The following is an 18,107-nucleotide window of genomic DNA, read 5'->3' as shown; positions in this document are numbered from 1 at the left end:
TGGGTGTGCAACGCGAATCCTCATGACGTGCTGGAACCTGGACGGCGGAGTTCAGCGTGCGGCGCGCGCCGCGCGCGGTAACGCGTGACCGCCCCGGCCGCGTTCCACCGCTCCCAGGGCGTCGGCGAGGCGGTCCAGGACCGCCGACGTCTGCTCCTCGGTGGTGATCAGGGGCGGCAGCAGTCGCACGACGTCACGGGCCGAGCCCGCCAGGCCGACGATCAGCCCGCGGCGCAGGCACTCCCGTTGGACGGCGGCGGCGACCGCGGCGGCGGAGCCGGACGCGGGACCCGCACCCGCACCACCGCCCGCGCCGTTGCCCACACCGGCGCTGTGACCGTTTTCCCCACCCCCGGTCTCACCGCCGCCCGAGCCGTCGCCGGGCATCTCGTGCGTCCCCTCCGGTGCCACCAGCTCGATTCCGATCATCAGACCCCGCCCGCGCACCTCGCCGACGCACCGGAACTCGCGGGCCAGGCCGCGCAGTCGGGTCAGGATCCGGGCCCCCAGCGTGGCGGCGTGGTCGGCGAGGCGGTGTTCGCGGACGTGCGCCAGGGTGGCCGCGCCCGCCGCCAGGGCGAGTTGGTTGCCGCGGAAGGCACCGGCGTCGGGCTCCCCGGAGTGCAGGGCGTCGTCGTACACCACCGCCGCGAGCGGCAGGCTGCCGCCGATCGCGTTGGAGAGGACCAGGACGTCGGGGGTGACGGCACCGTGCTCGACCGCCCAGAAGGCACCGGTCCACCCGACGCCGGTCTCGCTCTCGTCGGCGATCAGCGGGACGGACCGCTCGGCCGTGACGCGGCGCAGGTCCCGCATCCAGGCAACGGAGGCGGGCAGCACACCGGCCGCACCGCGGACCGGCTCGAAGATCACTCCCGCCGGCGACTGTGCGGCGTCGGCCGGGCCCGAGAGGTCGGCGGTCGCACCGTGGTCGGACTCGATGAGGGCGACGACCCGGGTCCGTCCGGTGGCGGCACGGACCAGGGCCACGGCGGTGGCCACCGGCTCCGCACCGGCCGGTCCGCAGAACCGCACGCGCGCGCGGTGGGCCGACCCGGCCGGCAGGGTGCGCAGCAGCTCGGTGACGAAGGTGTCCTCCACAGGCGTGGTGAGCCCCATGACCTGCAAGGGGGCGCCCGAGTCGAGGACCCTGCGGATCGCCTCCAGCACCACCGGGTGGTTGTGCCCGAGGGGCAGTGCCCCCGCGCCCGACGCACAGTCGAGGTAGCGACGGCCGTCGGCACCCTCGATGGTGAGCCCTCGGGCCCGGACCGGCACGACCGGGAGGGCCTGCGCGTACGTGCGGGCGGAGGGCTCACGCGCCGGTCCGCTCCGGCGCGGAGAGGGGGCCCGCGCGGGTGGCTCATCCGCCGGCCTCGTCATCACCGGCCCGACGTTCCAGCCTCCGGAGGCGCCTCCCCCGTACGCGGATCTGGCCACGGCTCCCGACCTCCCGGCTGTCCGGACACGCGCCACCGTGTCGGGGGGCCCACGGCACGAGGGACCGCGTCCGGACAGCAGGCCCCACCGCTACCAACCGCCGCCCGTCGGCCGGGTTACGGGTTGCCCGGAGATCCTTCGGGGACCTCGCCGATCCACCGGGCGTCTCCGGACGGGGCGTCCACCGGTGGAGGCGACGGGCCAGGTCAGACGGCTTGTATCCGAACCGTTGCCGTTCCGTCGGAACTCCCCCACAGCCAACCAATAGTGTGTGGTGCCGTTCCAGTGCAGTTCACAGTAGGGGGAGTCACCACCATGCGATCCATACGGCCGTCGTTCTCCACGCGCGGGCACAGGCGCGGGCGGCGCACAGCCTCCCCCGTGCCGGTCACCGTGGCACTCGTCTCGGCGCTCGCGCTCACCGCCACCGCCTGTGAGTCCGGTGACGCGGAGGCGGGCGGCGACGCCTCCGCCTCCGCGACCGCCGCGGACGGTGGAAACGGCGAGATCCGGATCCCGGACCACATCAAGGACAAGCTCAAGCAGCACGGGATCGACGTCGACGAGTGGAAGAACGGCGCCTGGAAGAACTGGAACAAGGACGACTGGCTGCGTGAGGCGCAGGACTTCGTCAACCCGATCATCGAGGACCTGTGGAACCCGGACCGGATGCGGGAAGCCGAGGAGCCGGACCAGCAGGTCGACGAGAACGACCTCTCGGGTGACCAGGGCGTGACCGATCCGGAGCCGGTGCCGGTCGAGGCGCAGGCCGTGCCGCCCAAGTACCACGACAGCGCCGCCACGGCCGGGAAGCTGCTCTTCGACTCCCCCGCGGGCTCGATGGTCTGCTCGGCGACCGTCGTCGAGGACCCGGCCAACCCCGGCAAGTCCAACCTGGTGTGGACCGCGGGCCACTGCGTGCACGCCGGCAAGAAGGGCGGCTGGTACCGCAACATCGCCTTCGTGCCCTCGTACAACGACGCCGGCAAGTCGGCCGAGGAACTGCAGACCGCCACCAAGGAGGAGGTCGCTCCCTACGGCGTCTGGTGGGGTGACTGGGCGCAGACCTCGGACCAGTGGATCGAGCAGGGCGGTGCGACGGGCGGCGACGGCGCCCCGCACGACTACGCCGTCATCCACGTGACGCCGGAGAAGGGCAGCGGCGGGAAGTCACTGGAGGAGACGGTCGGTTCGGCGCTTCCGGTGGACTTCGACGCGCCCTCCGTGCCGCAGATCGAGAACATGAAGGCGATCGGCTACCCGGCCGCGCCGCCCTACGACGGCCAGAAGCTGTTCCAGTGCGAGGACAAGCCCGGGCGGCTGTCGATCAACGCCTCCGACCCGACCATGTACCGCATCGGCTGCACCATGACCGGGGGTTCGTCCGGCGGCGGCTGGATCGCGGCCGGTTCCGACGGCAAGCCCTCGCTGGTCTCCAACACCTCGATCGGCCCGGTGACGGCCGGTTGGCTGGCCGGTCCGCGGCTCGGCGAGGAGGCCAAGGGCGTGTTCGACGCGGTGAGCGGCAAGTTCGCCGGCCAGTGATCACGCGCTGAGGCACGGCGCCGAGCTCAGTGAGCGGTGGGGCGCGTCGGGCGAACGGCCCGCGCCCCGCCGCACGTGCCCGCACACTCGTACGTTCCCACTCACAGGTATGCAACGGGGGTCGTTTCACCATGCGTTCCGCACCCGCGCCCGCGGCGCCACGCCACCGGCGGCGCACGGCACTCGCCGCCACCGGCCTTGTCGCCGCCCTGGCACTCACCATGACCGCCTGTGGCGGTTCGGACGGGGGCGAGGCCGACGCCGAGCCCGGAGGCGGCACCTCCCAGGCCGCCGGCACCGGGGCCGACGGCCAGGTGGAGGTCCCGGCCGGCCTGGCCGACCGGCTCAAGGAGCACGGCATCGACGTCGACCGGTGGAAGGACGGCGGCTGGAAGGACTGGGACCGGGACAAGTGGCTCAGTGAGGCGAAGGACTTCGTCAATCCGATGATCGAAGGCCTGTGGAAGCCGGACCGGATGAAGTCCGCGAAGGAGGCCGACAAGACCTTCGGCACCAAGGACGCCGCCGCCGACCAGGGCGCCACCGACCCGGAGCCGGCCCCCGTCGAGGCCGTGGCCGAGAAGACGCCGTACCACCGGAACGCCGCCCCGGTCGGCAAGGTCTTCTTCGACTCCCCCGAGGGTTCGATGGTCTGTTCCGGCACGGTAGTGAAGGACGTGAACCACCCGGGCAGGTCCAACCTCGTCTGGACGGCGGGCCACTGCGTGCACGCGGGTGGCAGCGGCGGCTGGTACCGCAACCTTGCCTTCGTGCCGTCGTACAACGATCTCGGCAAGTCCGAGACGGAGCTGGCGGACGCGACGACCAGCGAGATGGCCCCCTACGGCACCTGGTGGGCCGACTGGGCGTCGACCTCGAACCAGTGGATCCAGGGCGGCGCGCAGGACGGGGGTGACGGAGCCGCGTACGACTACTCCGTGCTGCACGTGAAGCCGGAGCAGGGCAGCAAGTCCCTGGAGGAGACTGTCGGCGCCGCGCTGGAGGTGGACTTCTCGGCCCCGTCCGCGACGGAGGTCGCCAGCATGGGTGCCTGGGGCTACCCGGCCGCTCCGCCGTACAACGGCCTGTCCATGTTCAAGTGCGTCGACCGGCCCGGCCGGCTGTCGCTGAGCCCGTCGCTGCCGACGATGTACCGCATCGGCTGCACCATGACCGGCGGCTCGTCCGGCGGCGGCTGGTTCCGGGTGGTGGACGGCGAGACCAGGCTGGTCTCGAACACCTCGATCGGCCCGCTGGAGAACACCTGGCTGGCGGGCCCGCAGCTGGGCCGTGACGCGGAGGCGATGTACCAGAACATGAGCAGGACGTACGGCGGTCAGTGATCCGCACGGGCGAGGGCCCGCTCCCCTGTCGTGGGGGAGCGGGCCCTCGTCGTCGCCGTGCGTGCCTCAGCCGAGAGGCGCCGGAGCGTACGGCGTGAGCTCCGCCGCCAGCTCCTCGTGCACACGCACCTTGAGGAGGGTGCCCTCCGGGGTGTGCTCCTCGGACAGCACCTCGCCCTCGTCGTGGGCGCGGGCGACCAGCCCACCGCGGGTGTAGGGCACGAGCGCCTCGACCTCGACCGACGGATGCGGCAGCTCGTTGTCGATCAGGGCGAGCAGCTCGTCGATGCCCTGGCCGGTGCGGGCCGAGACGGCGATGGAGCGCTTCTCCACCCGCAGCAGCCGCTGGAGGACCAGCGGGTCCGCCATGTCGGCCTTGTTGATCACGACGATCTCGGGCACGCCGGTGGCGCCGACGTCCCTGATCACCTCGCGTACCGCAGCCAGCTGCTCCTCCGGAGCCGGATGCGAACCGTCCACCACGTGCACGATCAGGTCGGAGTCGCCGACCTCCTCCATCGTGGAGCGGAACGCCTCGACCAGGTGGTGCGGCAGATGCCGGACGAAGCCGACGGTGTCCGCCAGGGTGTACAGCCGCCCGCTCGGCGTCTCGGCCCGGCGCACGGTCGGGTCGAGGGTCGCGAAGAGCGCGTTCTCGACCAGCACGCCCGCGCCGGTGAGGCGGTTGAGCAGCGAGGACTTACCCGCGTTGGTGTAGCCCGCGATGGCGACGGACGGCACCTTGTGGCGCTTGCGCTCCTGCCGCTTGATCTCGCGGCCGGTCTTCATCTCCGCGATCTCCCGGCGCATCTTCGCCATCTTCTCGCGGATCCGGCGCCGGTCCGTCTCGATCTTGGTCTCACCGGGGCCACGGGTGGCGAGGCCGCCGCCCTTGCCGCCGCCCATCTGCCGGGACAGCGACTGACCCCAGCCGCGCAGCCTCGGCAGCATGTACTGCATCTGCGCGAGCGCGACCTGCGCCTTGCCCTCTCGGGACTTGGCGTGCTGGGCGAAGATGTCCAGGATCAGGGCCGTGCGGTCGATGACCTTGACCTTGACGACGTCCTCGAGGTGGATGAGCTGGCCCGGGCTGAGCTCACCGTCGCAGATGACGGTGTCCGCGCCCGTGTCGAGGACGACGTCCCGCAGCTCCTCGGCCTTGCCGGAGCCGATGTAGGTGGCGGCGTCGGGCTTGTCTCGGCGCTGGACGACGCCGTCGAGCACGAGCGCGCCCGCGGTCTCCGCGAGGGCGGCGAGCTCGGCGAGGGAGTTCTCGGCGTCCTGCACCGTGCCCGAGGTCCACACGCCGACGAGGACGACCCGCTCCAGGCGGAGCTGGCGGTACTCGACCTCGGTGACGTCCTCGAGTTCCGTGGAGAGGCCCGCCACCCGGCGCAGAGCCGCGCGGTCGGCGCGGTCGAGCTGGTCGCCGTCCCACTCCGATGCGATGTCATGGCTCCAGGCGACGTCCTCTTCCATCAGGGCATCGGCCCGGAGGCCCTCGGGATAGGTCTGCGCGAGACGCTTGGTGTCCTGGGAGGGGGAAGAAGAGGAGGTCATTGGATCCTTACGTAGCTGGGAAACGTGGCGTGCGGCACTGATACCGCATCACTGTGGACAACGTACGAGCCGCCGGGGAGATTCCCGCGGCCCGCACCGCGCCGTCGCGAAGATGGTCGCACGGCACGGGCCGTCTCGTCACCGGCTTATTCCCCGTGCGCCCCTGCCGTAGCCGGCGCCTGGCCGGTCGCCGTCGGCCGCCAGTCCGGGTGGCCGGGCATCGGCGGGGTCTTCTGGTCGTACAGCCAGGCCTGGAGGAAGTCCCCCAGGTCGCGGCCGGAGATCTCGGAGGCGAGCCGGACGAAGTCGGCGGTGCCCGCCGTGTCGTCCCGGTGGCGGGTGGCCCAGGTGCGTTCGAGGCGCTCGAAGGCGGCGCGGCCGATCTCCTGGCGCAGGGCGTAGAGCACGAGGGCCGCGCCGTCGTAGACGTTGGCGCGGAAGATGCCGGTCTTGCTGCCCGAGGTGGGGGGCTTCGGGGCGGCCGGCGGTCCGCCCTTCGCGCGCCAGCCGTCGGAGGCGCCGTAGGCCGCCTTCATGCGGGCCTCCACGGGCTTGTCCGCGGTCTCCTCGGCGTACAGCGCCTCGTACCAGGTGGCGTGGCCCTCGTTGAGCCAGAGGTCGGACCAGGTGGCGGGGCTGACGCTGTTGCCGAACCACTGGTGGGCCAGCTCGTGCACCATGATCGACTCGACGTACCACTCCGGGTAACCGGGCTCGGTGAAGAGCTCCCGTTCGAAGAGGGAGAGCGTCTGGGTCTCCAGCTCGAATCCGGTGGTGGCGTCCGCCATCAGCAGCCCGTAGGTCTCGAAGGGGTAGCGCCCGACCTTGTTCTCCATCCAGGTGATCTGGTCGGGGGTCTTCTCCAGCCACGGTTCGAGCGCCGCGCGGTGCTCGGTCGGCACGACGTCCCTCAGGGGCAGTCCGTGCGGGCCGGTGCGGCGCAGCACGGTGGAGCGGCCGATGGACACCTGGGCCAGCTCGGTGGCCATGGGGTGGTCGTGCCGGTACGTCCACGTGGTCGCTCCGCCGCTCCGCTCCACACCCGCCGCCAGGCCGTTCGCGACGGCCGTGAGTCCGTCGGGGGCCGTGACGCGGATGGTGAACCGTGCCTTGTCGGAGGGGTGGTCGTTGCAGGGGAACACCAGGTGGGCGACGTCGGCCTGGTTGGCCATGGCGAGGCCGTCGGCGGTGCGCACCCAGCCGCCCTCGCGGTCCTCGGAGTAGACCGGATCGCTGCTGTGCCGGACGGTGATGCGCATCCACTCGCCCTGGTCGAGCGCGTCCTCGGGCGTGACGACGAGATCCTCTCCGGCGGTCGCGAAACCGGCGGGCTCGCCGTCCACCTCGACGGAGTCGACCTGGCCGTGGGCGAAGTCGAGATTGACCCGGTCCAGGTCGGCCGTGGTCCAGGCGTCGATGGTGGTGACGGCCTTCAACGGCTCGCTGTTGCTGCCGGAGTAGGTGAAGGACAGGTCGTACGCCGCCACGTCGTAGCCGGGGTTGCCCAGGTGCGGGAAGAGGCGGTCGCCGACGCCGAGGGGGGTCGGCGGGGCGCTTGCGGCGACCATGCAGACGGAGACGGCCGAGGCGAGCAGCGCGGCGATCCTGAGCCGGCGGCGGGAGCGGCCACGGGAGCGCGAAGTCGGAGTGTGCGGGGTGTGCGGCATCCCCCACGGCTATCAACGCGCGCGTGCGTCGCGGCGACGGCGCGCGACCGGGCCACCCGAACGGGTACCTCCCGACCGCCGGGGCCCGGTCCGGTGCGGCTCAGACCCCCGTGGTCTGCGGCTGCGCCCGGCTCACGTCGTAGACGCCGGCCACATCGCGCATGGCGCGCATGAGGGCGGGCAGCCGGGCGGCGTCCGGAAGCAGGACGGTGTAGGTGTGGCGCACCCGCTGCCGGTCCGGGGGCTCGACGGTCGCGGAGACGATCTCGGCGCCTTCGACGGCCATGGCCTCGGTGAGGTCCGCGAGGAGGTGCGGGCGGCCGAACGATTCGGCGAGCAGTGTGACCCGGCACTGGGTGCTCTCGCCCCAGCGCACGCCGACCTCCGGGCGCCCCGTGCTCTTCATCCGCGTCACCACGGCGCACTCCGCGCGGTGCACGGTCACCACTCCCCCGCGCACGGCGAAGCCGGTGATCTCGTCGGGCGGCACCGGGGTGCAGCAGCCGGCCAGCCGTACGGCCGCCCCGGGCGGGTCCACCAGGACGTCGGCGGAGGCGGGGCGGGGCGCCGGCCCGTCGGCCGTGGGGCGCGGGGCGGGTGCGTCACCCGGAGCGGAGTCCCGGGAGGCCCGCTCCGCCTCGCCGGACGGCGCGGGCTCCGGGTGGGCGGCGAGCCGGCGCTGGATGGCGATCCGCGCGGCGGGCGTGTGGGCGTGCTCCAGCCACTCCCTGGAGGGTTGCGAGGCGGGGTCCTGGCCCATCAGGAGCTGCACGGTGTCGCCGTCCCGGAGCACCGTGCTCATGGTCGCCAGCCGACCGTTGACCCGGGCGCCCATGGAGGCGTGCGCGTCCTCCCCGTACTGGGCGTACGCGGCGTCGACGCAGGTGGCTCCCTCGGGCAGGCCCAGGGCCCGGCCGTCGGGGCGGAAGACGGTGATCTCGCGGTCCTGGGCGAGGTCCTCGCGGAGGGTGGACCAGAAGGTGTCGGGGTCGGGGGCGCCCCGCTGCCAGTCGAGCAGCCGGGACAGCCAGCCGGGCCGGGTCGGGTCGACCCGCTCGCCGTCGCCCGTGGTCTGCTCCTCCGGCGGCTGCGCGTACGGATTGCCGAGCGCGACGACGCCGGCCTCCGCGACCTTGTGCATCTGGTGGGTGCGGATGAGGACCTCGACGACCTGTCCGTCCTGCGCGCGGGCCACCGCGGTGTGCAGCGACTGGTACAGGTTGAACTTGGGTACGGCGATGAAGTCCTTGAACTCCGAGACGACGGGCGTCATACAGGTGTGCAGCTCGCCGAGGACGGCGTAGCAGTCGGCGTCGTCCTGCACGAGCACCAGGAGACGGCCGAAGTCGGCGCCGCCCAGCGGGCCGCGTTTGCGGGAGACGCGGTGAACGGAGACGAAGTGGCGGGGCCGGATGAGGACCTCGGCGGTGATGTCGGCCTCGCGCAGCACCTTGCGCACCTCGTCGGCGACCGCGGCCAGCGGGTCGTCCGCGCGGGCGGCGTTCTCGTCGACCAACTTCCGCGTGCGCTCGTACTCCTCGGGGTGCATGACCGCGAAGACGAGGTCCTCGAGCTCGGACTTGAGCGCCTGGACGCCGAGCCGTTCGGCGAGCGGGATGAGCACGTCCCGGGTGACCTTGGCGATGCGCTCCTGTTTCTCGCGGCGCATGACGCCGAGGGTGCGCATGTTGTGCAGCCGGTCGGCGAGTTTGATCGACATCACGCGGACGTCGTTGCCGGTGGCGAGGAGCATCTTGCGGAAGGTCTCGGGCTCGGCGGCGGCGCCGTAGTCGACCTTCTCCAGCTTGGTGACGCCGTCGACGAGATAACGGACCTCGGCGCCGAACTGCTCGCCCACCTGGTCGAGGGTCACCTCGGTGTCCTCGACCGTGTCGTGCAGGAGGGAGGCGGTCAACGTGGTGGTCTCCGCGCCCAGTTCCGCGAGGATCAGGGTCACGGCGAGGGGGTGCGTGATGTAGGGCTCGCCGCTCTTGCGCATCTGGCCGCGGTGCGAGGACTCGGCCAGGACATAGGCGCGACGGAGCGGGTCCAGGTCGGCGTCGGGGTGGTGGGCGCGGTGCGCCTCGACGACGTGGCCGATGGCGTCGGGCAGCCGGCCGCGGGCGGTGGTGCCGAGCAGTGCGGCGCGGCCCAGGCGGCGCAGGTCGATCCGGGGGCGGGTCTTCCGGCGGGGCGCGGACGGCGAGACGCCGCCGGCGACCGCGGGCGTCATCGGGCCTGGGCTCGCTGGATTCACGGCCTCCGCATTCATGGGCACCTCCGGCTGCGCGGACCGGCGGACGGGGTATCCCAGGGCGGACACGGCTCAGGGGATGGTGTCGTTCCCCCGTCCGGGCCGGTGCTTGATGCTATCGAGCCCATCACGTGCGGCTGACCGCCTCTCGCCGAGCGTGAAACGGATCACCCATTCGAGCGATGGACCGAGGGTTTACGTTTTCGCACTGAGTGTCTTGGACCGGGCTGTGGTTCAGCCGAGTACCCCTTCCAGCCATCCGGCATCGAACTCGCCCTCGGCGACGATCACCGCGGGACCCGTCATCTCGATCTCGCCGTCGGGGTGCTCGGTGATCACCAGGGTGCCACCGGGTACGTCGACGGTGTACGTCACCGGGGTACCGGTGAGGGCCGGGTCGGTGCCGTCCCTGCGGGCGGCGGCGACGGCGACGGCGCATGCGCCGGTGCCGCAGGAGCGGGTCTCCCCGGAGCCGCGCTCGTGGACGCGCATCGCGACGTGGCGGGGGCCGCGGTCGACGACGAACTCGATGTTCACCCCGTCCGGGTAGGCGCCCGCGGGCTCGAACGGCGGCTGGGCGTAGAGGTCGCCGGCGTGGTCGAGGTCGGTGACGAAGGCCACCGCGTGCGGATTGCCCATGTTCACGTTCCGCGCGGGCCAGCTGCGCTCGCCGACGCTCACCGAGACGTCGCCCTCGGGGAGCAGCGCGCGGCCCATGCCGACGGTGATGTCGCCGTTCTTGGCGATGTGTACGGTCTTCACGCCACCGCGCGTGGCGATGGCGAGGTCGCCCTCGGTGGTGAGTCCGGCACGCTGGAGGTAGCGCGCGAAGACCCGGACGCCGTTGCCGCACATCTCCGCGACCGAGCCGTCGCCGTTGCGGTAGTCCATGAACCACTCCGCCTCGGCCGCCATGGCCCTGGCCTCGGGGTGCGCCGCGGAGCGCACCACGTGCAGCAGCCCGTCGCCGCCGATGCCCGCGCGGCGGTCGCACAGCGCCGCGGCGGCGGCGGGGGGCAGGTCGACGGCGTTCTCCGGGTCCGGGACGATCACGAAGTCGTTCTCGGTGCCGTGACCCTTGAGGAAGGCGATCCGCGTGCTCATTCCTCGATCGTACGGGGTGGCGGCGACAGGACGACGCGGACGGGCGGCGCCGGGGCGGCACACGCACGTCGGCCCCGGTCACGAGCACGGAGAGGGCCGCACCAGGCGGACACGTCGGCCCGGCCGCGGACGGGAGTGGAGCATGACTCGGCACGCGCGAGGCGCGCTCGACTGCCGGATCCCAGGCTGAGTGCCGGTCAGCCGCGCAGGCGGGCCACCCGCCACACGGCCAGGACGACCACGGCTGCGACCGCCAGGACGTACACGAGGATCATCCGCCAGTCGGCACGGCGTCCCGAGCCGCGCTGCGGCAGGCCCGGCCAGGTGTAGCCGACCCGGCGGGCGGCCATCATGCCCCAGCCCGCCGCGCAGGAGCAGATCAGCAGTCCGAGCATCGCGATCACGGCGCCGCTGTCACCGAAGTCGAAGGCGAGCGGGAACGCGAACATCAGGGAGCCGACCGCGGCCAGGCACACGATGGGCGCGAGCTGCCAGATCCGCAGTCGCCGCTGCGGACGCAGCTCGACCTCGACCTCGTCCCCGTACATCTCCTCGGGCCGCGGACCGTCGGCCGCCACGCCCACCGGCGTCTCGTCGGGGCCGTCGGGGCTCAGAGCGGCTCCGGCCGGCTCCGGCCCGTCGTGGTCGGCGGGCTCGTGCTCGGTACTCGGTGCGGTGTCGCGAGGGCCGGCCTCCATCGCCACGCGCCCTCCCAACTAGGACTCACTCGGTCGATCGAAGCTCGATGATGGCACGCCACCGAAGGCCGGGATGACGGCCGGGGCGTCCCGATGCCATCACGTGATCAGGCTGTAACCGGTCGTTCGACCAACGACAGCGCGAGCTGCGGAAGTTCCGTGCGATCCGCCACAGCCCCACTCAACCAATGCACCCGCGGGTCGCGCCTGAACCACGAATCCTGACGGCGCGCGAAGCGTTTGGTGGCACGGACGGTCTCGGCCCGCGCCTCGTCCATCGTGCACTCGCCGGCGAGGGCCGCGAGCACCTGCTGGTAGCCGAGCGCGCGCGACGCCGTACGCCCCCCGCGCAACCCCTGGGCTTCGAGTGCGCGCACTTCGTCGACCAGTCCCGCCTCCCACATCCGGTCGACCCGGCGGGCGATGCGTTCGTCCAGCTCGGGGCGCGCCACATCCACGCCGATCTGCACGGTGTCGTAGACCGAGTCGTGGCCGGGGAGATTGGCGGTGAAGGGCCTGCCGGTGATCTCGATCACCTCGAGGGCGCGCACGATCCGGCGGCCATTGCTCGGCAGGATGGCCCGGCCCGCCTCCGGGTCGGCTTCGGCCAGACGGGCGTGCAACTCGCCCGGTCCGCGCAGCGCGAGTTCCTCCTCCAGCCGGGCCCTGACCTCGGGGTCGGTGCCGGGGAACTCGAGGTGGTCGACGGCCCCGCGGACGTAGAGGCCGGAGCCGCCGACGAGGACGGGCCAGCGCCCCTGGGCGAGCAGCGCGTCGATCCGCTCCCGTGCCATCCGCTGGTACTCGGCGACGGAGGCCGTGACCGTGACGTCCCAGATGTCGAGGAGGTGGTGGGGAACGTCGCCGCGTTCCTCGGGCGTCAGCTTGGCGGTGCCGATGTCCATCCCACGGTAGAGCTGCATGGAGTCGGCGTTGACGACCTCGCCGCCGAGCTTCTGGGCCAGGAAAACGCCCAGATCGGACTTTCCGGCCGCGGTGGGTCCGACTACGGCGATGACTCGGGGGGCGGGGTGCGCGCTGCTCACCGCACCAGTCTCGCAAACCTCTCACTCCGCCCTCGAACGAGTTACGTGACGGTGCGAGCCCGGGGTCGTTGCCCGTGCGAGGTTCCCGCTCCCCGGATCACCGGGGCCATGGCCCCGGCCACGCAAACGGACGCACCGGATGCCGCGGGATTTCGCCCGCACGAGTAACGTATGGAGTTGATATGGGCGTTTTTGCACGGTTCTTCCAGAAGTCGAAGACCGCCGAGGAGGCACCGTCCGCCGAGACGGAGGCCGACACCCCGGACACCGAGCGCGCGGCGGAGGAAGGCGCGGCCGAGACCCCGGAGGCGGCCGAAGCCGGACCCCGGAACACGGCACAGCCCGCGGAGGCCGTCGAGGCCGCCGACTCGGACAGTGTCGGCATCCCCAAGCAGCAGTCCGCCGGGGAGGCCGTCGACAACGAGGCCGACAAGGGCGCCCGCACCTGACCGCTTCCGTGAGGGAAGGCGAACCATGGGTCTCCTGGACAACTTGAAAGCCAAGCTGGAACCGGCGAAGGGCAAGGTCACCGACCTCGCGCAGCAGCACGGGGACAAGATCGACCGCGGTCTCGACAAGGTGGCGAGGACCGTCGACGAGAAGACCAAGGGCAAGTACAGCGACCGGATCCAGACGGGCACCGGCAAGGCCAAGGGCGCCATGGATCGCCTCGCCCACAAGGACGCCGACGGCACGGACGGAGGCGGAGCCACGCCGGGCAGCACCCCGGGCGGCACCCCGCCCGCCGGTCCGCCGCCGGCTTCCTGACGGGGTGCGGCCGGGACACGGCCCGGGCAGCGGCGCCTGAGCGGGTCAACGCCACAACCGCGGCGGACGGTCAGGAGCGGCCTGCTCCGGGCCGTCCGCCGGCTCGTGCAGACCGATGGTCCAACGGGTCTCCCGCGCTCCTTCCGGCCTCCTCCGCCGGGCCGTGGCCTCCCCGCGGTGCCTCTCCGGCGTGCCTGGCGGCGTCCCCCTACGACCAGGCGGCCGTGACGTAACCCACCCCGTACGGCGCGTCCTCGTACAGCAGCGCGCCGGCGAGACCCGCGCCCTCGGCCGCGCCCGCCAGCACCTGCCACGGCGCCCGGCCGGAGACCTTCAGCTCGCGGGCCAGCACCACGTCCATCGCCGCCAGGGCGGCCACGTCCGCCGCTCCCAGCGCACGTCCCACCTCGGCGTCGAAGGGCGCCGCCCGCTCGTCGAGGTAACCGGGGGCCTTGAGCGTGCGGCACGCGCTGGCGTCGCCCAGCACCAGGAGCGCCACCCTCCCGGCCCCCGCGGCGATCTCCCGTCCGAGGGCGGCACAGGGCTCGGCGGGAAGGGATTCGCCCACGCCGACGCCCTCGACGGGGACGTCCGCCCACCCGGCCCGTGCGAGCAGCCAGGCGCCGACGGCGAGCCCGTACGGCAGCTCGCGCCCCGGCCGCTCCGGCCCCGCGCCCTGAACCGGGCCCAGATGTACGTCCGTGTGCACGCCGAAGCCACGGAACGAGCCCGGCGTGCCCTGGGGAAAGGCCTCCGGTCCGGGGCCGTCCCCGGGTCCGACGACCACGAGCCGGTCGGGCCGGGCGGCTGCGAGCACGCCCAGCGCGTCCGTGCACGCGGCCCGTGCGGCGTCCAGCTCGGGTGCGGCGCCCGCGGCGACCTCCGGCACGAGGAGGGGCGGGCAGGGACAGACAGCGGCGGCGACAAGCATGATCGGCAGCGTAGTCGCGTCCCGCCGTCCGCAGCCGCCCACCCGCGGTCGGTCGCCGTGCTCCGTGCGGTCAGTCGCAGCCGCAGCCGCTCGCCACGGCGGGCTGGGGCTCGGGAACGCCGATCTTCGGCAGGCCCAGCATCACGCCCGCGGGCCCGGCCTTCTCGGCCGTGTTGCGCTTCTCCCACGCGTCGCCCGCGCGGGTGCGGCGCACCCCGAGCACCTCGCCCTCGGCGAGCAGGTGGTGCGGCGCGGCGTAGGTGATCGCGACCGTGACGACGTCGCCCGGGCGGACCTCCTGGTCGGGCTTGGTGAAGTGCACCAGGCGGTTGTCGGGAGCACGGCCGGAGAGGCGGTGGGTGGCGCCGTCCTTGCGGCCCTCGCCCTCGGCGACCATCAGCTCCAGGGTGCGGCCGACCTGCTTCTTGTTCTCCTCCCAGGAGATCTCCTCCTGGAGGGCGACGAGACGCTCGTAGCGCTCCTGGACGACCTTCTTGGGGATCTGGTCGTCCATCTCGGCGGCCGGGGTGCCGGGACGCTTGGAGTACTGGAAGGTGTAGGCCTGCGCGAAGCGGGCCTCGCGGATCACGTGCAGCGTCTGCTCGAAGTCCTCCTCGGTCTCGCCGGGGAAGCCCACGATGATGTCGGTGGTGATCGCCGCGTGCGGGATGGCGGCCCGCACCTTCTCGATGATGCCCAGGTAGCGGTCCTGGCGGTAGGAGCGGCGCATCGCCTTCAGCACCGGGTCGGAGCCGGACTGCAGCGGCATGTGCAGCTGCGGCATGACGTTCGGCGTCTCGGCCATGGCGGCGATGACGTCGTCGGTGAAGTCGCGCGGGTGCGGAGAGGTGAAGCGGACACGCTCCAGGCCCTCGATCGTCCCGCAGGCGCGCAGCAGCTTGCTGAACGCCTCTCGGTCGCCGATGTCGGAGCCGTAGGCGTTGACGTTCTGCCCGAGCAGGGTGATCTCGGAGACGCCCTCGGCGACCAGGGCCTCGACCTCGGCGAGGATGTCGCCGGGACGCCTGTCCTTCTCCTTGCCGCGCAGCGCCGGGACGATGCAGAAGGTGCACGTGTTGTTGCAACCGACGGAGATGGAGACCCAGGCCGCGTACGCGCTCTCGCGGCGCGTCGGGAGCGTGGAGGGGAACGCCTCCAGGGACTCGGCGATCTCGACCTGCGCCTCCTCCTGGACGCGGGCACGCTCCAGCAGCACCGGCAGCTTGCCGATGTTGTGCGTGCCGAAGACGACGTCCACCCAGGGGGCCCGCTTCACGATGGTGTCGCGGTCCTTCTGCGCCAGGCAGCCGCCGACCGCGATCTGCATCCCGGGCCGGCTCGCCTTCTTCGGGGCGAGGTGACCGAGGTTGCCGTACAGCTTGTTGTCGGCGTTCTCCCGGACGGCGCAGGTGTTGAAGACGACGACGTCCGCGTCGCCGTCGGCGCCCTCCGGGGCACGGACGTAGCCGGCGCCCTCCAGCAGACCGGACAATCGCTCGGAGTCGTGGACGTTCATCTGGCACCCGTAGGTGCGTACTTCGTAGGTGCGCGTGCCGCCCACTGACTGGCTCCGGTCGATGCTGCTCATGGCAATAAGGGTAGGCGGTCCGCGGCGGTGACCCGGGCCGCCTGTGGACAACCGGGCCGCGGCTGGTCAGGAGCGGGAGCCGTGTCTGGTCAGAGGCTGTGCGGACGGGACGCCGGAGGCGGCGTTCGGCACTCAGGGCTCGATGAGGCCCGCGCGGATCGCGTACCGGGTGAGTTCCAGGCGGTCGCGGACGCCCAGCTTCTGGAGGAGGTTCGCGCGGTGGCGTTCCACGGTCTTGGCGCTGATGAAGAGCAGCTCGCCGATCTCCTTGGAGGTGTGGCCCTCGGCGACGAGCTTGAGGATCTCCTCCTCCCGTTCGGTGATGGGCCGCTCGGGCAGGCCGCCGCCGCTGTGCAGGCGGTCCAGGTAGGAGCGGACCAGGGCCCGCTCGGCGCCCGGGTAGATGAACGGCTCGTCGCGCACGGCGGCCCGGCACGCCTCCACGAGGTCGCGGTCGGCGACGGACTTGAGGACGTAGCCGCAGGCACCGGCCTTGAGTGCCTCGAAGAAGTACTGCTCGTTGTCGTACATCGTCAGGATGAGGATGCGCAGCTCGGGCAGGCGGCGGGAGAGTTCGCGCGCCGCCTGGAGACCGGTCATGCGGGGCATGGCGACGTCCAGAACGGCCAGGTCGACCTCGGTGGCCCGCGCCGCGGCGACCGCCTCCGCGCCGTCACCGGCCTCGGCGACCACGGTCAGATCCGGTTCGCCGTCCAGGATGAGGCGCACCCCGCGGCGCACGAGGGTGTGGTCGTCGGCGAGCAGGACGCGGATCGGCGGCCGTGGGGACATCAGGGGCGGTCTCCGGTTCGGTCTGCGGTGCGGTCGCCGGTGGCGGTCGCGGACGGGCCTGCGGCTGGGGCGGCGGCGGTCGCGGCTTGGTCTGGGGCGTCGGCGGCGGCGGTCGCGGCTTGGTCTGCGGCTGGAGCGGCGGCGGTCGCGGCTTGGTCTGCGGCTTGGTCTGGGGATTCGTCGCCGATGCCGGTCGCGGAGCGGGCGGGGGCCGGACCGCTGGAGCCGTTCACGGACCGGGCGGGGGCTGGGCCGCCAGAGCCCGTCACGGAGGACCAGGCGGGGGCTGGATCGCCGGTGGCGGGCACGGATCGGTCCGCGGCTGGGGCGCCGATCGCGGGCACGGGCCGGGCTGGGGCGCCAACGGGTTGTGCGGGTGTGTGAGCGGGCCGGTGCCCGCCGTGCGGCCCCTCGTTCGGGACGGGGACGCGCAGGCGTACCTCGGTGCCCCGGCCGGGGGCGGGTGCGACGCGGAGGTCGGCTCCCGTCAGCAGGGCCCGCTCGCGCATCCCCCGGATGCCGGCGCCCTCGGGGGCCGTGCCGAGGCCGGTGCCGTTGTCGCGGACGAGCAGTTCGACAGCGTCGGGCAACGGCCGGAGGCTGAGCTCCGCGCGGTCGGCGGCGGCGTGGCGGGCGGTGTTGGTCAGGCCCTCCTGGGCGACCCGGTAGATCACCAGTTCCGCCTCCGGGGCGAGCCGGGGCAGGTCGCCGGGGACGTGGTGGTGGACGGTCAGCCCGTGGTGGGTGAACTCCGCGGCGAGCGAGCGCAGGGCACTGGCGAGGCCCAGCTCCTCGAGGACACCGGGACGCAGGCGGCGGGCGATGCGGCGGATTTCGTCCAGGCCGGCCCGGGTGGCCTCCTGAGCCAGGGACACTTCCTCACGCAGCTCCCCGGGGACCCGGTCGGCGACCCGCTTCAGCTGCAGGAGCACGGCGGTGAGGGTCTGGCCGACCTCGTCGTGGAGCTCGCGGGCGATGCGGTGGCGTTCGCGTTCCTGGGCCTGCAGCGCGCGGCCCGCGCCGGCGGCCCGTTCGGCCTGGAGCCGGTCCAGCATCGTGTTGTACGTGGCGATCAGCTCCGCCGCCTCGGCCGGTCCGGCGACCGTGGGACGGGCCCCGGACACCAGCAGGTCGGCGGTGGCCATGGCCCGGCCGAGCCGGTGCAGCGGGGTGAGCCCGATGCGCAGGACGACGGCGTTGCCCGCCAGCAGCGCGGTGAGGCCCGCCAGCAGGATCAGCGCCTCCCCGGGCAGGACGGGCGTCGACACGGTGACCGGTCCCAGCAGCAGTGCGGTGGCCACGACCAGGCCGGCGGCGTTGAGCGAGAAGATCCGCCAGAACAGCGACACGTTCCTCTTTCCGCTCCTCCCG

At 72.8% G+C, this 18,107-nt stretch carries 14 protein-coding genes and 1 pseudogene; 4 read left to right on the top strand and 11 right to left on the bottom strand.

The features are described 5' to 3' along the window. Positions 1-51: 51 nt before the first annotated feature. A complete protein-coding gene (locus SAM23877_RS26165) occupies positions 52-1,383 on the bottom strand; it encodes an aminotransferase class III-fold pyridoxal phosphate-dependent enzyme (protein WP_079030434.1) in 1,332 nt (443 codons plus the stop codon). A 372-nt stretch (positions 1,384-1,755) separates the two neighbouring features. On the opposite strand from SAM23877_RS26165, the gene SAM23877_RS26160 reads away from it, so the two are divergent. Together SAM23877_RS26160 and SAM23877_RS26155 are read left to right on the top strand one after the other, a co-directional pair. Continuing rightward, positions 1,756-2,985, top strand: coding sequence for a trypsin-like serine peptidase (locus tag SAM23877_RS26160; RefSeq protein ID WP_053138178.1), 1,230 nt, complete (start codon positions 1,756-1,758; stop codon positions 2,983-2,985). Positions 2,986-3,116: 131 nt separating this feature from the next. After that, entirely contained in the window at positions 3,117-4,328 is a 1,212-nt protein-coding gene (locus SAM23877_RS26155) for a trypsin-like serine peptidase (RefSeq protein WP_053138175.1), read from the top strand. A gap of 66 nt (positions 4,329-4,394) precedes the next feature. Here the strand turns inward: SAM23877_RS26155 and hflX are convergent, their stop codons facing one another. The 6 genes from hflX to miaA all read right to left on the bottom strand — a co-directional run bounded on the left by hflX (position 4,395) and on the right by miaA (position 12,657). Then, positions 4,395-5,888, bottom strand: a complete 1,494-nt coding sequence (gene hflX, locus SAM23877_RS26150) for a GTPase HflX (protein ID WP_053138172.1) — start codon at positions 5,886-5,888, stop codon at positions 4,395-4,397. A gap of 146 nt (positions 5,889-6,034) precedes the next feature. Then, complete coding sequence (locus SAM23877_RS26145; protein WP_053138169.1) at positions 6,035-7,555, bottom strand: M1 family metallopeptidase; 1,521 nt, start codon at positions 7,553-7,555, stop codon at positions 6,035-6,037. Between the two features lie 100 nt (positions 7,556-7,655). Continuing rightward, entirely contained in the window at positions 7,656-9,827 is a 2,172-nt protein-coding gene (locus SAM23877_RS26140; RefSeq protein WP_053142874.1) for a RelA/SpoT family protein, read from the bottom strand. Positions 9,828-10,043: 216 nt separating this feature from the next. Continuing rightward, a complete protein-coding gene (gene dapF / locus SAM23877_RS26135; RefSeq protein WP_053138167.1) occupies positions 10,044-10,913 on the bottom strand; it encodes a diaminopimelate epimerase in 870 nt (289 codons plus the stop codon). Positions 10,914-11,110: 197 nt separating this feature from the next. Next, entirely contained in the window at positions 11,111-11,611 is a 501-nt protein-coding gene (locus SAM23877_RS26130) for a hypothetical protein (protein ID WP_053138163.1), read from the bottom strand. Positions 11,612-11,718: 107 nt separating this feature from the next. Continuing rightward, positions 11,719-12,657: a tRNA (adenosine(37)-N6)-dimethylallyltransferase MiaA gene (miaA, locus tag SAM23877_RS26125; protein WP_053138160.1), complete on the bottom strand. Its 939-nt coding sequence runs from the start codon at positions 12,655-12,657 to the stop codon at positions 11,719-11,721. A gap of 182 nt (positions 12,658-12,839) precedes the next feature. On the opposite strand from miaA, the gene SAM23877_RS26120 reads away from it, so the two are divergent. Further along, positions 12,840-13,106 carry a hypothetical protein gene (locus SAM23877_RS26120; protein WP_053138157.1) on the top strand — a complete coding sequence of 89 codons (267 nt, stop codon included), beginning with the start codon at positions 12,840-12,842 and terminating at the stop codon, positions 13,104-13,106. 25 nt (positions 13,107-13,131) lie between these two features. After that, complete coding sequence (locus SAM23877_RS26115; RefSeq protein ID WP_053138155.1) at positions 13,132-13,425, top strand: antitoxin; 294 nt, start codon at positions 13,132-13,134, stop codon at positions 13,423-13,425. Positions 13,426-13,633: 208 nt separating this feature from the next. Here SAM23877_RS26115 and SAM23877_RS26110 read toward each other — a convergent pair whose 3' ends face one another. The 4 genes and pseudogenes from SAM23877_RS26110 to SAM23877_RS26095 form a co-directional block, all read right to left on the bottom strand. After that, positions 13,634-14,356, bottom strand: coding sequence for a class III extradiol dioxygenase subunit B-like domain-containing protein (locus SAM23877_RS26110; protein WP_053142872.1), 723 nt, complete (start codon positions 14,354-14,356; stop codon positions 13,634-13,636). A gap of 70 nt (positions 14,357-14,426) precedes the next feature. Then, positions 14,427-15,944 (bottom strand): tRNA (N6-isopentenyl adenosine(37)-C2)-methylthiotransferase MiaB, encoded by a 1,518-nt coding sequence (gene miaB, locus SAM23877_RS26105; protein ID WP_053138142.1) that lies wholly within the window; start codon positions 15,942-15,944, stop codon positions 14,427-14,429. Positions 15,945-16,076: 132 nt separating this feature from the next. Then, positions 16,077-16,736, bottom strand: coding sequence for a response regulator (locus SAM23877_RS26100; RefSeq protein WP_053138139.1), 660 nt, complete (start codon positions 16,734-16,736; stop codon positions 16,077-16,079). Between the two features lie 416 nt (positions 16,737-17,152). Next, positions 17,153-18,085: pseudogene (locus tag SAM23877_RS26095) on the bottom strand (sensor histidine kinase); the annotation flags it as partial. Positions 18,086-18,107 lie beyond the last annotated feature (22 nt).

Origin of the sequence: Streptomyces ambofaciens ATCC 23877 (genome assembly GCF_001267885.1) — a bacterium.
Taxonomy (GTDB): Bacteria; Actinomycetota; Actinomycetes; order Streptomycetales; family Streptomycetaceae; genus Streptomyces; species Streptomyces ambofaciens.
This window is presented reverse-complemented; position numbering and strand designations above follow the sequence as displayed.